Annotated in this window: 21 protein-coding genes; 6 read left to right on the forward strand and 15 right to left on the reverse strand. The window is 39.7% G+C overall.

Translation table 11 applies throughout. The features are described from left to right. Positions 1–454 precede the first annotated feature (454 nt). Positions 455–2,635, forward strand: coding sequence for a catalase/peroxidase HPI (gene katG, locus I6E85_RS11855; protein ID WP_024591131.1), 2,181 nt, complete (start codon positions 455–457; stop codon positions 2,633–2,635). A 162-nt stretch (positions 2,636–2,797) separates the two neighbouring features. Here katG and I6E85_RS11860 read toward each other — a convergent pair whose 3' ends face one another. After that, positions 2,798–3,370: a hypothetical protein gene (locus tag I6E85_RS11860; protein ID WP_010555231.1), complete on the reverse strand. Its 573-nt coding sequence runs from the start codon at positions 3,368–3,370 to the stop codon at positions 2,798–2,800. A 192-nt stretch (positions 3,371–3,562) separates the two neighbouring features. Between I6E85_RS11860 and arfB the strand changes: the two genes are divergently transcribed. Next, positions 3,563–3,976: an alternative ribosome rescue aminoacyl-tRNA hydrolase ArfB gene (gene arfB, locus I6E85_RS11865; RefSeq protein WP_007583522.1), complete on the forward strand. Its 414-nt coding sequence runs from the start codon at positions 3,563–3,565 to the stop codon at positions 3,974–3,976. Between the two features lie 129 nt (positions 3,977–4,105). Here the strand turns inward: arfB and eat are convergent, their stop codons facing one another. The 3 genes from eat to I6E85_RS11880 form a co-directional block, all read right to left on the reverse strand. Next, positions 4,106–5,512, reverse strand: a complete 1,407-nt coding sequence (eat, locus tag I6E85_RS11870; protein WP_024591132.1) for an ethanolamine permease — start codon at positions 5,510–5,512, stop codon at positions 4,106–4,108. Positions 5,513–5,579: 67 nt separating this feature from the next. Further along, on the reverse strand, positions 5,580–6,467 hold the full coding sequence (gene eutC, locus I6E85_RS11875) for an ethanolamine ammonia-lyase subunit EutC (RefSeq protein ID WP_197236971.1): 888 nt from the start codon (positions 6,465–6,467) through the stop codon (positions 5,580–5,582). Next, complete coding sequence (locus I6E85_RS11880; protein WP_024591134.1) at positions 6,464–7,870, reverse strand: ethanolamine ammonia-lyase subunit EutB; 1,407 nt, start codon at positions 7,868–7,870, stop codon at positions 6,464–6,466. The genes eutC and I6E85_RS11880 overlap by 4 nt, the downstream gene beginning before the upstream one ends. Before the next feature lie 220 nt (positions 7,871–8,090). On the opposite strand from I6E85_RS11880, the gene I6E85_RS11885 reads away from it, so the two are divergent. Further along, the gene (locus I6E85_RS11885) at positions 8,091–9,047 is read left to right on the forward strand and encodes a helix-turn-helix domain-containing protein (protein WP_024591135.1); all 957 of its coding nucleotides are present in this window, start codon (positions 8,091–8,093) and stop codon (positions 9,045–9,047) included. A gap of 31 nt (positions 9,048–9,078) precedes the next feature. Here the strand turns inward: I6E85_RS11885 and I6E85_RS11890 are convergent, their stop codons facing one another. From I6E85_RS11890 to I6E85_RS11905, 4 genes are all read right to left on the reverse strand, one after another. After that, entirely contained in the window at positions 9,079–9,321 is a 243-nt protein-coding gene (locus tag I6E85_RS11890) for a hypothetical protein (RefSeq protein ID WP_155945827.1), read from the reverse strand. A 282-nt stretch (positions 9,322–9,603) separates the two neighbouring features. After that, positions 9,604–9,804 (reverse strand): ribosome alternative rescue factor ArfA, encoded by a 201-nt coding sequence (arfA, locus tag I6E85_RS11895; protein WP_024591136.1) that lies wholly within the window; start codon positions 9,802–9,804, stop codon positions 9,604–9,606. A gap of 205 nt (positions 9,805–10,009) precedes the next feature. Further along, entirely contained in the window at positions 10,010–12,550 is a 2,541-nt protein-coding gene (locus I6E85_RS11900; RefSeq protein WP_024591137.1) for a TonB-dependent siderophore receptor, read from the reverse strand. Between the two features lie 253 nt (positions 12,551–12,803). Beyond that, a complete protein-coding gene (locus I6E85_RS11905) occupies positions 12,804–13,757 on the reverse strand; it encodes a sensor histidine kinase (protein WP_024591138.1) in 954 nt (317 codons plus the stop codon). A gap of 200 nt (positions 13,758–13,957) precedes the next feature. Here I6E85_RS11905 and I6E85_RS11910 point away from each other — a divergent pair, with 200 nt between their 5' ends. Both I6E85_RS11910 and hemH read left to right on the forward strand, forming a co-directional pair. Beyond that, entirely contained in the window at positions 13,958–15,286 is a 1,329-nt protein-coding gene (locus I6E85_RS11910; RefSeq protein WP_024591139.1) for an HD domain-containing phosphohydrolase, read from the forward strand. 74 nt (positions 15,287–15,360) lie between these two features. Continuing rightward, positions 15,361–16,380, forward strand: coding sequence for a ferrochelatase (gene hemH, locus I6E85_RS11915; RefSeq protein ID WP_007583511.1), 1,020 nt, complete (start codon positions 15,361–15,363; stop codon positions 16,378–16,380). Positions 16,381–17,089: 709 nt separating this feature from the next. On the opposite strand, the gene I6E85_RS11920 is transcribed toward hemH, so the two are convergent. The 7 genes from I6E85_RS11920 to I6E85_RS11950 form a co-directional block, all read right to left on the reverse strand. Continuing rightward, positions 17,090–17,410 carry a hypothetical protein gene (locus tag I6E85_RS11920; RefSeq protein WP_010555512.1) on the reverse strand — a complete coding sequence of 107 codons (321 nt, stop codon included), beginning with the start codon at positions 17,408–17,410 and terminating at the stop codon, positions 17,090–17,092. Positions 17,411–17,419: 9 nt separating this feature from the next. Continuing rightward, the gene (locus tag I6E85_RS11925; protein WP_024591140.1) at positions 17,420–18,163 is read right to left on the reverse strand and encodes a nuclear transport factor 2 family protein; all 744 of its coding nucleotides are present in this window, start codon (positions 18,161–18,163) and stop codon (positions 17,420–17,422) included. Between the two features lie 251 nt (positions 18,164–18,414). Beyond that, entirely contained in the window at positions 18,415–19,158 is a 744-nt protein-coding gene (locus tag I6E85_RS11930) for a ferredoxin--NADP reductase (protein WP_024591141.1), read from the reverse strand. Between the two features lie 196 nt (positions 19,159–19,354). Further along, a complete protein-coding gene (locus tag I6E85_RS11935) occupies positions 19,355–19,819 on the reverse strand; it encodes a transposase (RefSeq protein WP_081709166.1) in 465 nt (154 codons plus the stop codon). Positions 19,820–20,361: 542 nt separating this feature from the next. Continuing rightward, complete coding sequence (locus I6E85_RS11940; protein WP_076915521.1) at positions 20,362–21,960, reverse strand: ABC-F family ATPase; 1,599 nt, start codon at positions 21,958–21,960, stop codon at positions 20,362–20,364. A 288-nt stretch (positions 21,961–22,248) separates the two neighbouring features. Continuing rightward, a complete protein-coding gene (locus I6E85_RS11945; protein WP_024591145.1) occupies positions 22,249–22,989 on the reverse strand; it encodes an ABC transporter substrate-binding protein in 741 nt (246 codons plus the stop codon). Positions 22,990–23,002: 13 nt separating this feature from the next. Further along, positions 23,003–23,743 carry an ABC transporter substrate-binding protein gene (locus I6E85_RS11950; RefSeq protein WP_024591146.1) on the reverse strand — a complete coding sequence of 247 codons (741 nt, stop codon included), beginning with the start codon at positions 23,741–23,743 and terminating at the stop codon, positions 23,003–23,005. A gap of 196 nt (positions 23,744–23,939) precedes the next feature. Here I6E85_RS11950 and I6E85_RS11955 point away from each other — a divergent pair, with 196 nt between their 5' ends. Beyond that, positions 23,940–25,184 (forward strand): UPF0149 family protein, encoded by a 1,245-nt coding sequence (locus tag I6E85_RS11955; protein ID WP_024591147.1) that lies wholly within the window; start codon positions 23,940–23,942, stop codon positions 25,182–25,184. The last annotated feature ends 118 nt before the right edge of the window (positions 25,185–25,302 follow it).

Raw genomic sequence — 25,302 nt, forward strand, 5'->3', positions numbered from 1 at the left:
ATTCCAATGTGCGCTTTAAATAAATTAAAGCCACTTTCAAACCCTTCACATACCATTACGCCGAAATTTTTCAATTCGATCACAGGTCTAGTGAAAAGGTTAAGGTTAATTCACTAATTTGTTTTTTTATCTTACGTAATACCTTACACGAGCGTCATCAGATTTATTTTTACTATTATTCTGAACGTAATTACAAAGCTATTGTTAAATACATCATTAGCAAAAGGCTAATCAAAAATATAAATTGGAGCAATCGTTTTAAATAGTATGTTGAGGCTGGCGTAGCATAATTTATGCGCCTATATTAAGGATACGTAAGTGTTTAGGCAGGCACACTAAATAATAAGCAAGCCGATTAAATAAAAATAACCGTTACTTTTTAAAAAGTTATAAATACATAAGCAACAATACTGATTGATTAAGTATTTTACTTTTCTATTATAAGGATTCCACAATGAGCAACCCTAAAGCAGGCCAATGTCCGGTCATGCACGGCAGTAATACTAAAACGTCTAATCCCAATACTGATTGGTGGCCAAATGCCCTAAACTTAGACATTCTTCATCAGCACGACACCAAATCAAACCCATACAATAGCGACTTTAATTACGCTGAAGCATTTAAATCAATCGATCTTGACGCGCTAAAAACAGACGTAAAAAGCTTAATGACCGATAGCCAAGATTGGTGGCCAGCCGATTGGGGACATTACGGCGGTTTAATGATTCGCCTAGCATGGCACTCAGCGGGTTCATACCGTTTAGCCGATGGTAGAGGCGGCGGCGGTACAGGTAATCAACGTTTTGCGCCACTAAATTCATGGCCTGATAACGGTAACCTCGACAAAGCGCGCCGTTTACTTTGGCCAATAAAGAAAAAATACGGTAACAAGCTTTCATGGGCCGACTTAATTATTTTAGCAGGCAACATGGCATACGAATCAATGGGTTTAAAAACCTTTGGTTTTGCCGGCGGCCGAGAAGATATTTGGCATCCTGAAAAAGACGTTTACTGGGGAGCTGAAAAAGAATGGTTAGCGCCAAGTGATGGTCGTTACGAAAGTGTAGATAAACCAGATACCATGGAAAATCCATTAGCCGCAGTACAAATGGGCTTAATTTATGTAAACCCTGAAGGTGTAAATGGTATTCCTGATCCGCTTAAAACAGCAGCCCAAATTCGCGAAACTTTTGCGCGTATGGCAATGGATGACGAAGAAACCGCTGCATTAACGGTAGGCGGGCACACAGTAGGTAAAGCACATGGTAATGGCAAAGCAGAAAACTTAGGACCTGAGCCAGAAGCTGCTGACGTACACGAGCAAGGCCTTGGTTGGAATAACACTACAACACGTGGGATTGGCCGCGATACAGTTACATCAGGTGTAGAGGGCGCATGGACTACGCACCCAACACAATGGGATAACGAATACTGTAAGCTTTTATTAACCTACGAATGGGAACTCACTAAAAGCCCTGCAGGCGCTCATCAGTGGGAGCCTATTAATATTAAAGAAGAAGACAAGCCTGTCGATGTAGAAGATTCATCAATTCGTTTGAACCCAATGATGACAGATGCTGATATGGCCATGAAAGTGGACCCAACGTACCGTAAAATTATTGAGCGTTTTTATAACGACTTTGAATACTTTTCAGACGTGTTTGCACGTGCCTGGTTTAAACTAACTCACCGCGATTTAGGTCCTAAATCGTGTTACTTAGGTGCTGACGTACCAAGCGAAGACTTAATTTGGCAAGATCCAATTCCAGCCGTTGATTACACATTAACAGACGACGAAATTAGCAATCTAAAAACCACATTATTAAATTGTGGTGTTAGTGCCGCTGATTTAATAAATACAGCTTGGGATAGCGCACGTACTTATCGTGGTTCTGATAAACGTGGCGGCGCAAATGGTGCACGCATTCGTTTAGCACCGCAAAAAGATTGGCAAGGTAATGAGCCAGAACGTTTAGCATCAGTACTTAGTGCGCTTGAAAAAGTGCAGGCTGGCTTGAGTAAACCTGTTAGCATCGCCGACTTAATTGTTTTAGGTGGTACAGCAGCCGTAGAACAAGCTGCAAAACAAGCCGGTGTTGATGTAAACGTGCCGTTTGCTCCAGGACGTGGAGATGCAACAGATGAAATGACTGATGCAGAATCGTTTGATGTACTAGAACCCATTCACGATGGTTTTAGAAACTGGCTGAAAAAAGATTACGCAGTATCAGCTGAAGAGTTATTACTAGAGCGCAGCCAACTAATGGGATTAAGTGCACCAGAAATGTCGGTACTTATTGGTGGGATGCGAGTACTAGGTACTAACTATGCTGGCAGCGAACATGGCGTATTTACAAATAGCGTAGGCTCATTAACCAACGACTTCTTTGTAAACTTAACTGACATGTCAAACCGTTGGGAGCCAACTCAAAAAGGTTTATACAATATAGTAGACCGTAAAAGTGGCACTACAAAATGGACTGCAACACGCGTTGATTTAGTATTTGGATCAAACTCTATATTGCGCGCACTTGCTGAGTTTTATGCACAAGACGACAACAAAGAGCGCTTTGTACATGACTTTGTAAACGCATGGGTAAAAGTAATGAACGCAGACAGATTCGATCTTAAATAATCTGTACGCTAAATAAAAACGGGGGAGTAATAATTTACTCCCCCGTTTTTGCATATAGTCCCGGTCAGTATTACTTATAAAATATTGTAATTTATCTAAGTCATATAAAAATTAGGCATTAAAAAAGGCGGCAAAAGCCACCTTTTTATAAAACAATAAAACTTATAGAAGTGCAAAAAGCTTTTGTAGTTGTGGCATGTATTCGCTCACAAGTTCAAGGTTGCTTTCGCTTACTAAAGACTCTGTAGACTCCTCAGCTGCGCTTGACGATTTACCAAACGAACCCATTAACGAACTAGCGCCTTTATCTTTAGCACTTTTCATGCTTTGAAAACCGCCCATTACTTTATTCGCTGTTTCTTGATTATCAGCAGATAAACCCGATTTAAGGTTTTCGATATAAGCCATTGATACTTCAGAACCTACAGTTACTAGTTGCTCTGGTGTAAAGCCGTAGCGGCCTGTAACACCCGCGAAGCTTTTGTATAGGTCTTGCTCTTTAATCATGCTTAGTGCGCTATTAGCTAAAGAGCTTTGTTCGTCAACACTTTGATCTGCAGAACCACCTAACATACTTGCTAAGTCTAAGTCTTTTAAAGACTCTTGGCTGCTTGCCCAGCTCGTTACAGCTGGCAGTGCTTTCATATAGCTTTGAAGTTGACCTTCGTTAATATCTACTGCAAGGCTTGAGAAACTCATTGCTAATAAGCTAAGTGATACAAGTATTTTTTTCATTGAGCATTTCCTAGTATTAAAGTTGTGCCAATTAGAAACTAATAAGCAACACTTGCCAACACAAAATAATATATTGGCTGATTTTATAGTACAATTTATGAGAATTTATTTAAGTTCTAAGAATTTAGTTCATTCACCACAAGCTAATGTACTGATGATATAATACATTTTTGACAAATAGAGCTGAACACAATGTTAACAATTTCAAATACTGTCACTATCGATGAATGGGAACTAGAGCTAACGGCTATTCGTTCGCAAGGTGCCGGTGGTCAAAATGTTAACAAAGTCGCAAGTGCAATTCATTTACGCTTTGATATTAACCGCTCTAAATTACCTGATTTTTATAAAGAGCGTTTGCTAGCCTTAAATGATACAAGAATTACCAAAGAGGGCGTTTTAATAATTAAAGCGCAAAGCCACCGTACGCAAGAGCTAAACCGAGAAGATGCCCTTAAGCGCTTAAAAGATTTAATTCTTAGTGCTACCGTTGTTAATAAAGCGCGTCGTGCCACCAAGCCTAGCCGTAATTCACAGCGAAAGCGCATGGACAAAAAAACTAAACACGGCCAAAACAAAGCGCTACGCGGCAACATAAAGTTTTAGTTTTAAACGGTATTAATAAAGTAGAGAAGGGACTTGATGCCTATATGCAGGCACCATTTTTACATCGTATTGTACGTATAAAAATATAAGTGAGGGGTAGCCTCACTTATATTTAATAACTATTAATACCTACTTAGCCATTTCTAAATCAGATTCTGCATTTGCCAACATTGCAAACTCTTCATCAGCGCTTTTAGCAACCAAGTGTTTTGAGCTATAGCCAAAGTAATATGCGGCGCCCACAATAAACAGCACCATAGTGTATAAAAATGCACGAGGGTCAAACGCATACACACCCGTTAATGCTATAAGCGAAAGTACTAAAGCAATACTTGACGTAACTACGCCACCTGGAGTTTTGTACGGGCGAGGTAAATCAGGTTGTTTAACGCGAAGTAAAATATGGCTCAGCGCCATTAATGCATACGAGAGCGTTGCACCTACTACTGCCATTGCAAGTATTAAGTCACCCTCACCACTGAGTGATACTAAAAAGCCAAATACTGCCGGTACAATCAACGCACGTGCTGGCACTTTGCGATTAGTCGTAATAGACAACGAACGTGGTAAATAACCGGCTCTAGATAAAGCAAACACTAAGCGACTATAACCATAAATAATAGAGAAAAACGAAGCAACTAAACCCGCAAGCCCTAATATATTTACAACGGTTGCTAAGCCCTCACTACCCGATGCATTTAATGCATCAACTAAAGGCACTGCACTTGCCCCCATTGCAGCAGCACCGCCAGCACCAGGCACTAAAACAACAACTAAAAAAGCAGTAAATAACAAAAAGATCATTGCACCAATAATGCCTTTTGGCACATCTTTAGCGGGATCTTTTGCTTCTTCAGCAGCAAGCGGTACACCTTCAACCGCTAAAAATAACCACATGGCAAACGGTAATGCAGCCCAAACCCCGTACCAACCTAAAGGTAAAAACTCACTGGCTCCCACTGCATTTGTTACGGGGACGTCAAATAAGCGCGATGCATCAAAATTTGTGATTAAAACAAAAGCCGTTGCAATAATAGCTAATACCGCTAAACCACTTATTACCATCATTACTTTAAGCGCTTCTCCTACGCCCGCTAAATGAATTCCCACAAATAGTAAGTAAAATAATGCATATACCCATGGGCCATTAAATCCGGTGAGGGCTTCAACTGCCGAGCCTATAAAAATAACAATAGCAGCGGGTGCTAAGGCATATTCAATTAATACGGCAAGCCCGGTTAAATAGCCTCCCGCTGGCCCCATAGCTTGACGCGCAAAACTATAACCACCGCCTGCAGCAGGTATTGCAGCTGACATTTCAGCAAGCGATAGTACAAGCGCTAAATACATAACGGCCATTAATACTGCAGCAATGGCAAAACCACCCCAACCGGCTTCGGCGATACCAAAGTTCCAGCCTGCAAAGTCACCCGATATTACATACGACACACCCAAACCTGCGAGCAATAACCACCCCGCAGTACCTCGTTTTAACTGTCTTTTAGCAAGGTACTCTGTATTATTATTAGTAGACATAACCTTTCTCCGTTGATGTTTAGTTTTTATTTTTTTATTTCATGTGTTTTTAATTCCTAGATTAAAATTACTCAGCAATTAAAAAGTTAGTGGTTGAAACCTGGTGCTCAATTACATCATCTTGTGTGCGGTCTTTTAAATTAACCCCAGTTAGTTTTAGTTTTTTAGCTTCACGTAATAAGTACAGTGCGCGTCGCGCCGCTTCTGTATAAGGTAGGCCTGCAGGGCGAATATTCGATATGCAATTACGACATGCATCGTTAAGTCCTGTTTTGGGCTCCCATGTCAAATATAAGCCAAGGCTATCTGGCGAACTAAGTCCTGGGCGCTCTCCTATTAACACCATAACCACCTGCGCATTTAGCAACTCACCTATATCATCTCCAATCGCTACTCGCCCTTGCTCAACCAAAGTAATGGGAGCAATTTTAAATTGCTTGTCTGTTGTAAGGTGCGTTAATAGCTCTGTTATAAATGGGTATGCATTTTTTTGTACCGCCAACGACGAAAGTCCATCAACCACTACAATCGCTAAATCGTATTTAGCCTGCGTAGTGTGCTTTTGTTTATTCATATAGCTGAGAAGTACTTGCCTACCATTTTCATCAAGTTTGCGGCCTAAATCGGGTCGCTGAAGGTAAGTAACCCTGTCAACGGCTTGGCTGTGTAAATGCAGGGGAGGGGCAACCTCTTTTAATACGCTAATACTGCCTAGTTGCTCAGTCATTTCGTTAATATCAAGCGGAAAACTCACCGCATCACGCGCTTGTGCATGAGATAGCTGAAAAGCCAGTATTTCTGAGGTTGGCAAACTTATACCAGCGCGACCAAGCCCAATACGGGCGTCGGTAAAACGCCGTAAATCACTCCAAGGGTTGTGCACTACATTACCGTTATTTTTATGCTCATTTACTGAGTTATCTAATGGAGTGGTCGGTTTTGAACGTGATTTCATGAGCCACCTCCAGCAATTGCACCCAGAGGTTTAGCAAAAGCGGGAGGCAAGGTATCTGAAAGTGTGATGTCGGTAGTGCTTTGCATAATTTTCATTTTGCTTAGCCATGCTTCAAACTCAGGGGCGGGTCTAGAGCCAAGAACTCGACGCACATATAATGCATCATGAAACGACGTAGTTTGGTAGTTAAGCATAATATCGTCAGAGCCAGGTATTCCCATTACAAACGAGCAACCTGCAACACCTAATAGCGTTAGCAAATTATCCATATCGTTTTGATCGGCCTCTGCATGATTGGTGTAACACACGTCGCACCCCATCGGTATGCCTAGTAACTTAGCGCAAAAGTGATCCTCAAGTCCTGCTCGGGTAATTTCTTTACCATCAAACAAATATTCAGGGCCAATAAACCCCACCACGGTATTAACCAGTAACGGATTAAACTTACGAGCAACTGCATAAGCGCGAGCTTCACACGTTTGCTGATCAAGCCCATGATGCGCATTTGCTGAAAGCGAACTGCCTTGCCCGGTTTCAAAATACATCACGTTATTGCCAACAGTACCGCGCTTTAAACTCAAGGCCGCATCTTGCGCTTCGGCTAAGGTATTTAAATTAAAGCCAAAACTTGAGTTAGTAGCCTCTGTGCCGCCAATCGACTGAAATACCAAATCAACCGGTGCGCCAGCTTCTATACATTCAATAGTGTTAGTAACATGGGTAAGCACACAGCTTTGCGTCGGTATGGCGTATTTTTGAATAACATCATCCATTAATGTCATTAATTTAATGGCTTGGGCAACGTTATCGGTTGCTGGGTTTATACCTATTACGGCATCGCCATTACCGTATAGCAGCCCATCAAGCATGCATGCAGCAATACCGTTAATATCGTCAGTTGGATGATTTGGTTGTAAACGTGTAGATAAATGCCCAGAGAGGCCAATAGTGTTTCTAAAAGCACTCGTAACATGGCACTTTTTAGCAATTAATATGAGATCTTGATTGCGCATTATTTTGCTAACAGCAGCAGCCATTTCAGGCGTAATACCTTGCCTTATACTTGCAAGTACAGCGGGTGTTGCAAAGTCACTTAAAAGCCAATTACGAAAGTCACCTACGGTTAAATGTGCAATAGCCATAAAGGCATTGGCATCGTGCTCGTCAATAATTAAGCGTGTAATTTCGTCATCTTCGTAGGGAATAAGTACCTCATTTAAAAATGTTTTAAGAGGTACATCGGCCAATGTCATTTGTGCCACAGCACGTTCTTGTGCTGATTGTGCAATTACGCCCGCTAAGCGATCACCCGAACGTTGCGGCGTTGCTTTAGCCATCAACTGCGCTAAGTTCTTGAATTTATAAGTGTGTGTGCCTAAAGTGTAACTGTACGCTTGCCCCATGATTTACTCCACATAACTAATATGATAAACCTTGGTATAGGTTTTGCTGCATCTTTAGCTATAAATCAATTTTCAATAGTTACAAGACAGCTTATTTTGTACCAAGTAACTATCGAATTTCGGCAAAAGATTATTTATTAATCCAATTCAATTGGTTACATACGCAAAGCGGTGTTAACTTAACCATAATAAAAGTGTAACGAAAAAGAGCATCCCCTATATGGCGCAGCAAAATAGGTACGGCGCACCACTTAAGAGCAAGGTGCAAACACATGACATAGACGAGCAAGCGCATAGCCTTACTCAATGGCAGCAAAAATACGATCAAATGAGCGACGGCAGCTTTTATGGTTTTATTGAAGAAACAGATTATGCCAATATTCATGTGTTTAAAGAATACACCGAGCGAGCGCTTCGTCAGCAATGTAACATCGCCCCCAATTCGGTTTGGCTTGGCATTCCTTGTCAGTCGCAGCAAAGTAAGATTAATGGTCTAAGTGTGGTAAGTAATCAATTTATGTGCCGCACAAGTGATAATGACTTTGAGCTGATAACCCCTGAGCAATTTAATATTTATGGTTTGGTAATCGATTGGAATTCAATTGAATATATGGCGCAGCTACAAGGCGTAACATTGAAAAACCTGTCATCTGCACAATCAGCTCGCTTATCGGTAAGCAACTCATCATTGCAAACGGCAAGGCAAATAATTAATAGCATGGTTGTAGGCAAGGGCTTTGGACTTAAAACCGAATCACAACAAGATATGCTAAACATGTTGGCACTACACTTATTACAAGCAGATAATCCACAACAAAATATTGCGCCAAGTTATAAGCACCGAAAAGCCGTAGTAGATAAAGTAAAAGATTACGTGGCCACAAATCCACAAAACCCAATAACCATAACCGAGCTGTGCGAGCTTGCTTTTGTAAGTAGGCGCACACTTCAGTATAGTTTTGAGAGTATTTTAGGAATTAACCCTTTGCGGTTTTTACGTTTAACACGTTTAAATAATGTAAGGCGGGAACTAAAAAAATTAAACCAAGATAAGCCAATTTCAGTAATAGCAGCCAATTGGGGATTTTGGCATGCGGGACAATTTGCTAAAGATTACACGCAACTATTTGGTGAAAACCCATCACAAACAGTTAAAAATAATAGTTTTAAAGGTTAGAAACTACACTTCTAACGTGAGCAAGTTCCTTCTACAGACGATACTCTAACTTGAGTATAAGCACCTGTAGACGCGCAGCTTGCTGGCGTTTAAAAGCACCGCTTTTACATTTAGTCGGATGCATTAGTAAACAAGTAATTAAATCACCACCGAGAAGTGAAGGAGGAAACAAGGAGCAGTGACTAACCATTACTCGTATTTTCTCTGTGTAGCGCACAGCGCCTCGATGGTGAAATATCATATAACTTAAAAAAAATGGACTTTGTCTGCTCATTTACTCCTCTTTTTCTTCTCTTTGTGCATTCATATTTTAAGGGCTGTTATCCACAAAGAGGTTTAGAGGCGCTGCGCTTTTAGAGGGTAGCTTGGGAGTTAAAATAATAAAGAACTAAAAGTAAAAGCGAGGTATAAAACCTCACCTACATCGTGCAAACACCAAACCCGTAGGTGCGAATTTACTTCGCGCTCATGTAACGTGGCTTAAATGCTTTAAAGGTAAAAGCGAGGTATAAAACCTCGCTTACTATATTCAAAAGCCCTATTTGATCGGTGCTATTTAAGCCGCGATTAAATAGGACTCTTGTCCTGAATGTTTGTTGCTGCGTTTAAACGAGCCTTTGCCTTTTTTAGCTTTAACCACTTGTGGTTTAAATAATTTAGAGGTGACCAACGCTGCTAGTGCATTGTGGTTTATAACGCCTCGCCCTGTATCTACCGCGCTGTTGCTTGCGGTTTTTGCTTTAGATTTTTTAGTCATATATTTCCTATCAACTAATGGTTATTTTAAGTTAAATAATAAAGAGGCTTTTATGTTGGCCTATTTTAGAGATGGCGATTGTAGGCTTAATTTTCAACCGCGCAAGTATTTTTAATGCCCAAAAGGTACTTTTTTAATAATAAAAAAGCATAAAAAAAGCGCAGTTAATAACTGCGCTTAATATTACTTTAGTTTGCTTTATAAATTAAAAACTAAAGCTTACTTTTGCGTAGTACGTTCTGCCGTCAAAACCGTATGGTAATGCGCGTACAGGGTATTTAAATGCACCGTTGGTGATAAAGTTAAGTACTTCGTCGTCGCCTAGCTCGTCTGGCGTTTCGTCAAATACGTTATCGGCACCTACCGAAAGCGCAAACATGTCGTTAATTTGGTAGCTAACATTTAAATCAACTAACACAGCAGACTCAACCGTACTTGTTGGTTTAAATGAACCCGTAGGCGAAAGCTCACCTGGTAATGAAATATGGTCGTTACCAAAGTATTTTACGTCTGTTTCGCCAAAGTAGTTAAAGCGAATGGTTGATGTGTAGGCATCGCGTTCGTAGTCAAACGTAAGCGTTGCACGTTCACTAGGTTGTCCGTCGGTAAAAAAGCTACGTTGTAAATCATCAAAAGCAACCGCTTCAGGAATACCGTCTTCAGCATTTACGCCGTCAATTTTAGTATCGTTTAGGTTACCCGCAAAGGTTACTCCTAAATTGCCGCCTTCAACTTCAGTGCGGTACGATGCAATAATATCAACACCTTGCGTAGTAGAATCAACCGAGTTTGAGAAGTAGTTAGCTTGCACTGCTCCTGTTGCTTGAAGCGCTGCAACTGCTTCTGAGCTAAACGATACGTCGTCAGCCGTAAGTAAGCTGCCAAGAGTAATACGGTCTTCAATTTCTACGCGGTAAAAATCAACCGTTAACGAAAGCTCGCTTGTTACATCGTAAACAAAACCAGCACTGTAGTTTGTTGAAGTTTCAAGCTTTAAGCTATCTACGCCTAACGCACTTGGGAAAGCTGTACCGGTGTTTGCCGTGAACGACTGCGTTAATGTACCGTCTGAACCTAAGTTAGTTGTAAAGGCTGTATAACCACTTTGTTGAAGTGATGGTGCTCTAAAACCAGTGGATACCGCACCACGTACAGCAAAGTCATCTGAAAATTCATAACGTGTTGCTAATTTACCAATTAAATCATCCCCTGCATCTGAGAAATCTTCATAACGTAGCGCACCACTGACGTTCCATGCATCGGTGATCATAGTTTCTACGTCTACATAAACTGCGTAGCTGTTACGGTCGCTGTCGTTAGCCGCTTCAGGGCGTAGGCCGTTATAAGCCTGAAAACCACACTGTGCAAATTGGTCCGGATCGTTTACTGATGGGTACGAGGTATCCATATTTGCTAGTCCACAGGCGTATGATGCTTCATCGCCAGGTACTATTTCGTAGTTTTCTTTACGGTATTCAGCGCCTACTGTTACATATAAAGGTTCACCACGGCCAATATCTACAATACCGTTTACATCAAGGTTAACCGTTGTTTGATCAAATCTAAAACCACCTGAGTAACCGCCACTAGGGCCTGAATTTGCTGCAATATCGGCATCGCTTGCACTTGGGTTATTAAATAAATACTCAGCCGCGTAAGAAGCGTTTAATGTATTGCGTGATGTAAAGTCGTATTGGTTTTCACCATAAACGGCCGAAACATCGTAATTCCAATCTGTGTTTATATCGCCTTTAAAACCAAGCGCGACTGAAATATCTTGTGCTTCGTTATATATGCGCGGTAAAAAACCATCGCTGTATACTTGTATTACGTTTTTAGAGGCTTCGTTAAAGTTACGGTAAAAACCATTACCCAGCGCCGTGCGCTCTGAGTAGCCACCAAACGAGTAAAGCTCGCCGTCGCCCATTGGTAATGCCATGTTGTAAAATAACGATGTAAATTCACTTTCTGAGTTACCTTGGCCCCAGCGTACATCTTCACTTAACGTACCTGGTTCAACATTAAGCGAACCCCCCGTATCACGCTCGGCGCGGTTAGTGCCATCGGCATCACGGTACTCAAGCGATAGGTTAATAAAGCCGCCTTCGCTGCCTATATCAAAACCACGGTTTAAACCTGCTGAAATAGTGTCGCCGTCACCTTCACTTGTGCCGCCGTATTGTACAAAACCCGTTGTAATACCGGTTGAGTTATTAAGAGATAAGTTAATTACGCCTGCAATAGCATCAGAGCCATATTGCGCCGCTGCGCCATCGCGTAATACTTCAACGCCTTTAAGGGCCGTTAGCGGAATGGCATTCATATCGGTACCCGCAGCGCCTGCGCCTACTGTACCGTTAAGGCCAAAAATTGATTGGTTATGACGACGTTTACCATTTACTAATACAAGAGTTTGATCTGGCTGTAAGCCACGAAGTGTGGCGGGTCTAAATAAATCAGAACCGTCAGATACTTGTGTACGCGAAAAGTTAAATGAAGGCGCTGTCGCTTGCAGGCTTTGGCCAAGCTCGGTAAAGCCACCTTTGGTTAAATCATCTGCGTCAATTAAATCAATAGGAGAAGAAGACTCAGTAGAAGTACGGTTAGATACACGCGATCCTAATACAGATATTTGCTCAATGTTTTTAGCAGCTTGCACTGGTGCTTCTTCTGCGTTAACAATGCTTGGTGCGCTAAACGCGAAAGCAACGGCTACAGCAAGTGTGTTTAAACGGTATGTTGGCATAGTGACGACCCTGTTTTTTTGTGTTCTTATAATATGTGTGTGGTTATGGTGCTCATAACCTGTTGCAAACATCCTAGCAACATATGCAAACAAAAAGAAATGAAAAAAACTAAATATTTGGTCTAAGTATGCAAATAAATTTCAAGATAAGAAAAAACCACGTTTAATCGATTAAAATACATGCTGCAAGGGCATTAAACTTCAAAAAAAGATATATTAACTTTTTATTTACATTGTGGTTTTGTTCGTTAGTTTACGCTTTTAAAGGTAATAGGCAGCGGATGGTCGTACCTGTCCCTAATGTGCTGTTAACTTCTATTTTTCCGCCATGATCGCTCACCATAGCGTATACAAGTGTCATACCCATACCGGTACCTTCTCCAACTTCTTTTGTTGTATAAAAAGGGTCAAACATATGCGCTATTGTGTCTTCACTCATTCCACAGCCATTATCTTTTACCTCAATACAGATATTTGTGTCTAGTTCAAAAATGTTGACCTCAATAATGCAGCCTTTTTCTAAATCAAGCTCGCATGCTTGCCAAGCATTCATTAAGAGATTTACAAAAATTTGATTAATTGATGATAAATTGCACCAAATAAGTGGTAGGGGTTCAAACCGCGTTTTTATCTCGCATAGTTTGAGTTTGTTACTTAATAACCTTAAAGCATTATTAGCACCCGTTGTTACATCGGTTAGTTGCTTATCTTGCGAGGAGGAGGGGTGGGCAAAGTTTAATAAGTCATGCACAATTTGTTTTATTCGTTTGAGCCCTTCAACGCTGTCGTTAACTTGTCCCTGCAAATTGTTATAAAGCCACGCATACGGATACTGTAAATTGAGTATGTCGATTTCGTGTTTAAAACGGCTCTCTTTAATTTCGTTGTTTAAGTATTGCTCGTTAAGCTTTAGCAACGTGATGAGCAAAGGGGTAGAATTTTGTAAGCTTTCTATATTACTCATTGCATAGGCAAGCGGGGTATTTATTTCATGGGCTACGCCTGCACAAAGCGTTCCTAAGGTTGCCATTTTTTCGGTTTGCACAAACAGCATTTGCTGGTGTTCTAAATCGGCTACTTTTTTTTGTAATTCATTATTTATGGCAACTAAAACGGTGCTTTTATCTTTGAGTAATTGTTCTGCGGCCAAGCGCAGCTTTTGTTCGTTTAAAAAAGCACGTTCAAAATTACCATCTGATCCATTCATTCCTTTCATCCATATAGATAACTTTATACTTAACGTTTAGTCGTCTACATGCAAATTTGCAACTTTAGTGTGAGCATTTATCTACTTATAGATAATAACCACATTAGGTGACTCCTACTCTATATAAAAGGTAAGCATAAACAGGTCACGGATGTTTTTTTAAGCTATTATTTAGCCAGAAGTAATTTAAAGGCGGCGCAATGACTCAAGTAACACCAAACACACCCATGAATCAGGTTGATGTACTTTGTATTGATGATGACGAAATAGTACTACGTACGTTAACACGACTACTTGAAGTAAATGGCTTAACGGTTATTGTTTGCGATAATCCGCAAAACGCACTAACACTTTTTAAAAATCATGAATTTGGTTTAATTATTAGCGACATGCGGATGCCGGTAATGAACGGTGCCGAGTTTTTAGAAAAAGCGCGTGCGCTGGCACCCGACACTCAACGCATTTTATTAACCGGTTACGCCGATATACAAACAACCCTAGCGGCTGTTAATCAAGGGCAAATAAATGGTTATATTCAAAAACCATGGCAAAACGATTTATTACTTCGAAGCATTAAAGATAGCCTAGAAAAATTTGCGCTAAAAAAGCAAAACAAAAAATTAGAAACACAAGTTAAGGCACAAAACCAAGAACTACTTGAGCTAAACAACACGTTAGAGCAACGAGTAGAAAAACGTACCTTACAAATCAAACAAGTTTTAAAAAAGCTTGAAGACGCCAACGAACGCGAAAAACAAGAGCACAAATCAACCGTTGAGCTGCTATATAATTTTGTTAACGCAAATCCTTACCTTGATGGCAACAAAGCACAAAATATTGCAAATACCTGCACACAAATAGCGCTTTACTTAAACCTGTCGCAAAAAAGCATCGATCTTGCCCCAATGGCGGGTTATTTAGCACAAATAGGTTTACTTGCTATGGATCCTGAACTTTATAAAAAACCGCTAAATCGGCTAAATGAGCAACAACGTAAGACCTTTTATACTCACCCAAGTACTGCACAATTAATGCTAATGCCAGCAATACATTTACACGATTTGTCGGATGCTATTTATTATCAGTTTGAACGTTTTAACGGAAATGGAATGCCCAAAGGCCTTGCTGGAAACGACATACCGATAGGGGCTATGGTATTAGGGTTAGCGCGCGATTACTGGGATGCGTTTGAACAAAGTAATGCAAGCGATGAAAAGCAGCGCCATGAGGACGCACTCGAAAGTGTAAAACTTTATAGTGGTTCGTTTTACCACCCTAAAATAGTTCGTGCGCTTGAAGCAAGCCATGCAAAACTACACGAACAAAAAAGTTCAGCAGGATCAGTACTAATTTGTAATGCCCATGAACTCAAAGAGCAAATGATACTCGGCCATGCTCTGCACAGCCATTCGGGTATAATGTTGCTGCCTAAAGGTCATGTATTTAGCCGTAAATCAATAGAAAAACTGCAGCAACTAGAATCTAAAAAACCAGCCCCATTTAGAATTATGGTTAAAACTGCTAAATGATTGATCTAAACGGCAGTTTTTTTCGTTACAATGTGCATAAAATACATTATTGAATTTGCTTGAAGGAGCACTCTGTGTCGCGATTTTCTGCGGTTACTGACAATCCCCATGATGGGCGTTTTAACCAAAAAACGGGAATACTGCTTACTAACCTAGGTAGCCCTGATGCACCAACAGCTGCTGCGCTTCGTATATACTTACGTGAGTTTTTATCAGATCCACGCATTGTAGAAATACCACGCCTAGTATGGATGATAATTTTACATGGCATTATTTTGCGTGTGCGCCCTAAGCGTTCAGCTAAATTATACGAAAGTATATGGACCGAAAATGGCTCACCGCTTACTCACATTACTCGCCAACAAAGCGTAAAGCTAAATACCTTATTAAAAGAGCAAGGTTATACCAATACCGAAGTCGTAATGGCTATGCGCTATGGCAATCCCTCAATAGAGGCCGGCCTTGAGGAGCTTCGTGATAAAGGCTTAACGCGTATTATTATTTTACCAATGTACCCGCAATATTCTAGCCCAACCACGGGTTCAACGTTCGATGCTGTATCGAGCGTACTGCGTAAATGGCGCTGGGTGCCAGAGCTGCACTTTATTAATGGCTATCATAAAAACACCCGTTATATTGAGTCACTTGCTAATAGTATTAGTGAGGATTTAGAAGCGAATGGTATGCCACAAAAAATTGTTTTTTCGTATCACGGTATGCCTAAACTATTTTTAGAGCGAGGCGATCCGTACCATTGCCTATGTTTACAAACCACGCGCTTAGTTGTAGAAAAACTAGGCCTTGATAAAGACAAAGTAATTAGTACTTTTCAAAGTCGATTTGGTAAAGCCGAGTGGTTAAAGCCTTACACCGACGCAACGCTTGAAGCCCTGCCTGATGAGGGTATTACCGATGTAGCCATTATCAGTCCTGCTTTTAGCGCCGACTGCCTAGAAACACTTGAAGAGCTAGAAGGCGAAAATCGTGAAATATTCGAAAACGCAGGCGGCAAAAAGTACCGTTACATAGCGGCACTAAACGACAGAGACGACCATATAGAAGCTGTGTTTGATGTTATAAAACCTATGTTGTAACCCAAGCTTACTAAAGTATATAGCTAAATATATTTCGCATTAAGCGGTGTTAAAATTAACACCGCTTTTTTTGTTTTTAGGGCTTTTAAAATATTTAGTTAATTAATTCACAAAGAGGTTAAGAGGCGCTGCGCTTTTAGAGTAGTGATAAAACATAAATATACTGGTTTTTGTTTTTAGCTTTTCTCATTTACTCCTCTTTTACTTCTCATTGTGCAAATAAAAGCTTTTAAAGAGCTAATTAATTCACAAATAGGTTAAGAGGCGCTGCGCTTTTAGAGTAATGATAAAACATAAAAATACTGGTTTTTGTTTTTGGCTTTTCTCATTTACTCCCATTTTACTTCTCATCGTGCAAATAAAAGCTTTTAAAGGGCTAATTAATTCACAAAGAGGTTAGAAGCGCTGCGCTTTTAGAGTAGTGATAAAACATAAAAATACTGGTTTTTGTTTTTGGCTTTTCTCATTTACTCCTCTTTTACTTCTCATTGTGCAAATAAAAGCTTTTAAAGAGCTAATTAATTCACAAAGAGGTTAAGAGGCACTGCGCTTTTAGAGTAAGTGATACATATTGGCCGATCTGGTTTTTCTCAGTTATTACTGATTACTTTATCTTTGTGGAAGAAATTACTTATACTTTTAATAATAATTAAAATAAATAAAAACGCATTGTGGAGGGGAAGAATACCTAAGCAACAGCAATTAAACGCTATCGCTTAAAGTATAAATCAATCGCTTTAGTGAGGAGCTCGTCGAGTTGCTCTTCAAATTCTTCAATATTAATATCAAAGTGCTTTAAGTAAGCTCGAGCCTGCACAAGAGATAAATTACGGCTGTTAACGCTATATTGTCGCTCGTCTATGGCTTTATCGTAACGAGGTAAAAATACAAATTGGCCATAAAATGGTGACTTAATATGTTTATTTGCAAAACGACAAAAATCTTCAACATGCTCAGCACCCTTAGGGCCAAGGCAACCGGGCTCGATGCGATACATTAAGCGAATTTTTTTGTCGTCATTTATTTGCATATAAAGCCTTTATCTAAAAAACAGTACGCGTACTATTTTTCCATCTTTAATTTGGTAACTCGAAATAAGTTCTGAACGTTTATCAACTACCTTTTCGTCAGTTGAGCAGGTTTCTGATAGTTCGTGATCAATCACTATATCACCGTGCACTATGCGCTTAATGGGTGATGAGTGAATACACTTTAACTTTTTAAACATTAGCCCATAACGTTCTATTAGTTTTTCTTTACCTTTAAATAATAGCTCATTAGGGAAAATATAAAACTCAACATCTTCGGCATATACCCGCAGAAACTCTTCAATGTTACGCGCGTTATACGCTTTAACTAACTGCTCTACTACCGCAAGTGATTCGCGCGATTGCTTAGCTTTAGTTTGTTGCTTAACTGTCAGCGCTTCTTTTGCTTGCGTAACTGCTTTTTCAGCTTCGGCTACAGCCACTGCTTTTTCTATTTTATTTTTAGGCTTTTCAGTCGGTTTAATCTGCTCGTTACCCAATACCTTTGAATCGTCTGGTTTAGTCGCATCAATTGTTGGCTTTTTAAGCTCAGGTGCTTTGTATTCAAGCGTATTTACTTTGTCGTCAGCTTTGACTTGAGTTACTGATTGCTCATCTTCAACTTTTGGTTTTTCAGCGTTTGCTTGAGCTTCAACTTGCTTCTCTTTTTGCTCAGGCTCGCTTTGTTCTGCGGCGTAAGTAATAAGCGCAACGGTGGTAATTAACGAGGCAAAAATAATAGATAACGGTTTCATAACTTTCCTAAAATGAACACTAAACACGTGTAATACCAATTACATTAAATAAGCGATCTATTATAGCGTTAAGAAAATAGCACTATAACAAGGCGAAAATTATGACATATAGTTGTTCTATATGAATAATTTTTAACGCAGTTAGTGAGTTATTTAATGCGATAGAATGATCATATTTTTGATGAAATTGGCATAAGGGTGCAACATAGCAAATTTTAACGTTATCGGGTAGTTAATACCACCACTGTAGCTTACCAGTACTGCTCTACGGTAATGTTACCGGGTGCTTTGCGGCGGTTACGCGTAAAGTTTTTATCGAGAAGTAGCGCGGTGGTGTCTTTTACCATTTGTGGGTTTCCGCAAATCATAAATTGTGCATTACTAGGCTCAGGGTTTAATTTTACATGTTCAAACAAGCCGTTGCTCTCAATTGCGTTAGTAATCCGCCCACTTAAGCCTTGTAATGGCTCTTCTCTACTTACAACAGGAATATAGTTGAGTTGCTCGGGGTACACTCTTAATAACTCGTTAATAAGTGCTTGATAGCTTAAATCGTTATTAAAACGTACACCATGCACTAAGTTTATGCTTTTGTATTTTTTCCACACATCGGGCTGTTGCAATATTGATAAAAAAGGCCCTATGGCAGTGCCAGTACCTAACATCCAAAGCTGATCGCTTTGTGGTATTTCATCAAGGGTAAAAAAGCCAGTTGCGCGTTGTTCTATTAATACGGTTTCGCCAGGTTGTAATGTAGCTAAACGAGGAGAAAGCAAACCGTCAATAACGTTAATAAGGTAAAATTCAAGATCGGGGTTTTCAGGGGCATTCACATATGAATAAGCCCGAGCAATACGCTTGTCGCCATCCATAATAGAAAGCTTTGTAAATTGCCCTGCTTTAAACGGCTCTACATTAGCATTAACGGTTAAGCTAAAGAGCGTTTCGCTCCACCATGTTACGCTTTTTACTGTTGCTTCAACCCAATTAGACATAGTTACCTCTTGGTTTAGCCATTAAAGTTTTAAATAACTCACTCCATAAACATTAGCATTAAGTGACAAAGACTTACAGGAGAATATGACTAGATTTAAAGCAGTGATGTATGCAGTATTTACCAATAAAATAATGTGAATAATTAGCTCTGCGATGCTGTATACGTTGAGCTTGCTCACGTCAGAAGTGAAGCTTCTAATTACTTAACTCATGATCACAAAGATAAACACAATCCCAAAATGGATATTCACCAACATCATTTACAAGCTCAGCGCGTAACGGGTTTGAAATGATATAGCGTGCTTGGTTAATTAAATCATCTTCTGCTCTAAGCTGGTGCTCAAAATAGTTTTGTTGCCAAACTGGCCCTGTAGAGCAATTGAGCTTATTTATTTTCACAGTGGTAATGCTTTTATACTGCTTCATAACATCAGCAAGCGGTAAATCTTTCAATTGAAATAACCAATGAAGATGATCTGGCATTAAGGTATAACAAATTGTATCCACCTTATTTTGCATATAAACCAAGCCTCTTGTCGCAGTACATGCATTTTCAAAGTTTTTAAATAACGGAATTCTTTGTTTTGTGCATATTGTTACAGAGTAAAATTTATTTTTAGAAGAGTGGCGCCCAACTAATAATTTTTTAGAGGAGTACATAAAGGTTTTAATTTATTGGTTTTTATAAATATAGATAAAAAAGGGTGTTCAACAAGTTAAATTAAACCACAGCGTTAAGTTTCACGGTAGGCGTAGAGCTTGCTCACGCGAGAAGCGCAGCTTCTAATTACTCAACCACCTATTGTAAAAGCGTTGCTTTTAAACGCTAGCAAGCTGCGCGTCTACAAGTTAAATCAAACCGCAGTGTTAAATTTTGTTGTAGGCGTAGAGCTTGCTCACGCGAGAAGCGCAGCTTCTAATTACTCAACCACCTATTGTAAAAGCGTTGCTTTTAAACGCTAGCAAGCTGCGCGTCTACAAGTTAAATCAAACCGCAGTGTTAAATTTTGTTGTAGGCGTAGAGCTTGCTCACGCGAGAAGCGCAGCTTCTAATTACTCAACCACCTATTGTAAAAGCGTTGCTTTTAAACGCCAGCAAGCTGCGCGTCTACAGGGGTTATGGCCTCTAAAAATTTAACTTTCACCACACATAAAAAAACGGCGCTAAATTTAGCACCGCTTTATAAGCAATAAGAAAAAGTTTACGCTTTTTTCTCTTCACAACTTGCTAGGTATTCGTCAAACGTACCTTGGAAGTCGATTACTTTTTTATCTTTAATATCAATGATACGCGTAGCTAATGACGATACAAACTCGCGGTCATGGCTTACAAAAATAAGCGTACCTTCAAAGTCTTTAAGCGCATTGTTAAGCGCTTCAATGGCTTCCATATCCATGTGGTTAGTTGGTTCGTCCATAACAAGCACATTAACGTCTTGCATCATTAACTTACCAAATAACAGGCGGTTTTTTTCACCACCAGAACAGTTACGCGCTTTTTTGTTTGAATCGTCTGCTGTAAACAACAAACGGCCTAACATGCCACGAACCATTAAATCGTTGTGCTTAGCTGTACGCCATTGCGACATCCAATCAAACAACGTTAAATCGTTTTCAAAATCTTTAGTGCTGTCTTGCGGGCAATAACCAAAGGTCGCATTTTCAGACCATTTAATTTCGCCTTCATTACTTTTAAGCTCGTCTACTAAACAGCGTAAAAATGTAGTTTTACCCACACCATTTTCGCCAATTACAGCAAGCTTAGCGCCAGCTTCTAGTAGTAAGTCGCCACCAGTAAATAATGTTTCGCCATCAAAACCATGGCCAAGCTTATTAACTTCAAGCGCTTGACGATACATTTTTTTACCTTCGTCAAACGAAAGTGATGGGCTCATACGGCTTGAAGATTTAACTTCATCAAGCTTAATTTTATCCATTTTTTTAGCGCGCGAACTTGCTTGTTTAGCTTTAGAAGCGTTAGCACCAAAACGGTTAACAAAGTCTTGTAGCTCGTCAATCTCAGCGCTCTTTTTAGCGTTTTCAGCTAAAAGTTGCTCGCGTTGTAGGCCCGCAGCATCTAAAAATTTCTCGTAGTTACCAGGGTAAATACGCAGCTCGCCGTAATCAATGTCGGCCATGTGTGTACATACCGAGTTTAAAAAGTGACGGTCATGCGAAATAATAATCATCGTACATTTACGTTTGTTAAGCTCGTTAGCAAGCCACGTAATTGTATGAATGTCCAAGTTATTGGTAGGCTCATCCAGTAGCAAAATGTCAGGATTTGCAAATAACGCTTGTGCTAAAAGCACACGTAGTTTCCAACCTGGAGCAACGTTTGCCATTAACCCGTAATGAAATTCTTTATCGATACCCGCTTCAAGCAAAATTTCTTCAGCGCGGCTCTCTGCCGTGTAACCGTCCATTTCAGCAAATATGCTTTCAAGATCGGCTACTTTCATACCGTCGTCTTCGCTCATTTCTGGTAACGAGTAAATACGTTCGCGCTCTTGCTTTACTTTCCAAAGCTCCACGTCGCCCATAATTACCGCGTCTACAACGCTGTATTGCTCAAAAGCAAACTGGTCTTGGCTTAGGTTACCTAATTTCAACCCTGGAGTAATAGATACATTACCCGCACTTGGAACAAGCGCACCGCTTAAAATTTTCATGAAAGTCGACTTGCCGCAGCCGTTAGCGCCAATTAAACCGTAACGGTTACCGTTACCAAATTTAGCTGAAATGTTTTCAAACAACGGCTCTGCGCCAAACTGCATCGTAATATTTGCGGTGGAGATCAAAAAGGGTAATCCTAGATTAGTACTGACAGGAGTACGCTGCAGCAAAACGCCACAAACAAGAACCAGACAATAGGGTAAATTAGCTGGCGAATTATACAGATCAGCCACAACGAATGAAAGATAAAAGGCAGCTAATTTATAACCAAGCGAAAATAACGGCAATTCTCGATTTTAAGCCACTATTTTTAGCGTGAGCGGTGTTGCTTACTTACAGAGGGGAGCGTAAGCACCACCGACAGTAATATTAAAGAAGTGTTGCAGTCAAAGAGCTAAGTTATTACCCATGCTTTAATGCACAGGTTGATAAATTAACTTTATAGCGGCTGCATTTTTAGTAATTAATTGATTAACGGTTGCCACGTCATCAAGAGTTAGCGACTCTTTACTTAGCATAAAATGTACGTTGTTAACGTTAATCGGTGTAATAGACTTTACCTGCGTAATTGAGGGATGTTTTTTTACAAAGTACTGTGCAACAGCAGAGTCTTCAATAACATAGTCAATTCGTTTTTTATCTAACATACTAAATCGATTATTTGCTTGAGCAGTAAGCACCACCTGTGTTGGATACTTAGTTTTTAACTGTTCAAGCTCGTTACCAAAAAAGCTCCCACGGTTAATACCAGCTGTAAACTTTTTACTAAAAAGCTCAGCTAAGCTTGTTACATCAGGCGTATCTTTATGTTTATAAAGCCGCATAACCTCGTCGCGGTAAGGCAAGCTAAAATGCGCATATTGAGCGCGTTGTTCTGTATAACTTGCCGCGTAGGTCATATCTACTCGGCCATTTTTAAGCTCAGCTTGAACACGTGAAAAACTCGGAAAATAAGTCCATTTAATACAAAATTTTGAATCTTTAAAAATAGCGTTTGCAGCATCCACTTCTGCGCCTAAAAATGTATCACCTTGCTTAACAAGGTAAGGCGGCCAATTAGTTTCGTTAGTGCCCATTACTAATGTTTTTGAACACGCAAGGGCATTAAAGTGAGTAAATAGCAGTGTAGTAAATGCTAAAAATAAAGTTTTCATTACACTCCTTAAATTAGTGTTCAAACAACGCTTTAAGTGCTGTTTTATTTTTGTTTATATATTCATTAATTACCGCAAGCTCAGTAACCGACACCGTTTGTTTGCTAAACATTAAATAAATGTCGTCCTTGTTTACATACTCAATATTGGTTACTAATTTTATATTTGAGCCTTTTTTGCCAAAATAAGCCCCCACTAACTCGTCTTCAATAGCAAAATCAATACGTTGTTTATTAAGCATTTCAAAGCGCTTACTAGTTGCACTAGTGTATTCAATCTGCTTTTTATATTTAGTTTTATATTGCTCAAATTCCTCGCCGTAATAGCTTCCAAAGTTAGCGCCCACGGTAAGGCCTTGTTTAAAAATATCTTCGAGGTTTTTAACGTTATGCTGATTGTTTGTATTTTCGTACAAACGCATAACTTCAGTTCGGTAGGTATCACTAAAGTGCACATATTTAGCGCGTTTATCGGTATAACTTGCTGCCCATCCTAAATCAATACGGCCGTATTTAAGCTCAATAAAAGCCCGCTTAGAATTTGGTAGTAACTTAACTTCAAAACAAAAAGGGGAGTCAGCAAATATAATGTTAAGCGCATCAACCTCCGAGCCTTGCAGTTTACCGTTAATACCCATTACATAAGGTGGCCAAAAAGCATCGTGCGATGCCACGCTAAAGGTTCTCTCACAAGCAAACACATTAAACGGAGCCGTAAACAGCAAACATAAAAATACAGTAATTAATTTATTCATTGCGCCTCATAGTTATTATTTTTGCTTATTATTACAACAGTATAAACCAGCTTTTGTATTTTAGCGGCGCGGGCTTGTTAAATTTGTAAATATTCCGTTAAAAATTCATTTTTAGGATAAAACAACTAAACTAGCGTTGTTGGTAGCTTTATCTATGGGTACACTAATAATAAATTTATACATAGCAGGGCACGTTATGTCACCAGCCAAAATACGCAGTGATGTTATAAAACTCAGTGAATTAAGCACTAAAAAACCAGATTATTACTTTATCCAAGGCTACTTAATGGGATTAGGTGTATTACCTCAACTACTTGTTCCCAGTGAGTGGCACCCAGATCTATTTGGAGAGTTTAATATTCAAAACGAGACTGAGCTAAAATACCTCGAAAGCTTAATGGCTCTGTATAACCAAAGCATGGATAAAATAATTCAAAACGAATTAAAAATGCCAGCAAAATGCAGCCTATCTAAACAAGACTACCGTGAGTCACTAAAGCCGAATATGCCCCTACCAAATTACTGTAAAGGGGTTTTACAGGCGCTTAAAAATATAAATAAACGCATGCTCAATACAGAGCAAAAACGTTCTATAAACAGCTTTACTACAGTGTTAAAAGCATTTACAAGCCCCAAAATCGCCGCAAAAGAGTTTGGTGAATTTGCCCAATACAACGCCCAAGAATATAAACGTAATTATGTTTATTTTATGGCCGACGCTATTTTTGAACTTCGATTTAGTAACGAGCGAGCAGTATTTGATGAAAACGAAGCCGAATTTAACAACCACTTTTTAGACGAAGAGCCAAATGAATTAGATGAATTTGATGAACTACTTGAACTAGTACTTGCCGATACCGAGCTAAAAGCACTTGAGCCAATGCAAATGCTTTTAGAAATAATGGAAAGTGGGCTCATAACAAAGCAGTTTATTAAAGACAACACCGGGTACTTTTGGGGTTTGCACGAAACCCGACCTTATATGATGCTTCGCGCGCATCGAGCAAAAATACACGCACTGCATGGTTATACCCAAAAAGCGCAATCAGAACTCGAAGAGTTATTAAAGCTAAACCCAAACGACAATCAAGCAAACCGCTTTTTATTAATGAACTGCCTAATTATTAATAAACAATGGGAAAAGTTAGAAGCGCTATTGGCCGACTTTGATTTTCAAGAACTACACACAACAGCAAGCCGTGCGCTAAGTGCTTTTGTAATGCATGGTGATTCAAAACCCGCTAACGAATACAAAAAAATGCTCCAGCAGCAAAATAAACACTTTAGCAAAATACTCACCGGACAAGAAAAACTAAAAGAACAACAGCCGTCATATTTCAGCCCAGGCAGTAAAGAAGAAGTAGCTGTTTACCTTGATTCGTTAGGTAAGCAGGCGTGGATTTCGGTGCCTGCGAGTCTTTTTTGGCTAAGAAAAAAGTAACAAAAAACGTTTAGCGTGATTTATATCGCGCTAAACATAACGCAGATTCAATTTTGAAGTGCATAACCGCTTTTTGAGTTTTTTATTCAATAGTAGAAATCACGCTTGTTAAGCGTGC

Source organism: Pseudoalteromonas sp. NZS71 (assembly GCF_015864715.1).
GTDB lineage: Bacteria > Pseudomonadota > Gammaproteobacteria > Enterobacterales > Alteromonadaceae > Pseudoalteromonas > Pseudoalteromonas arctica.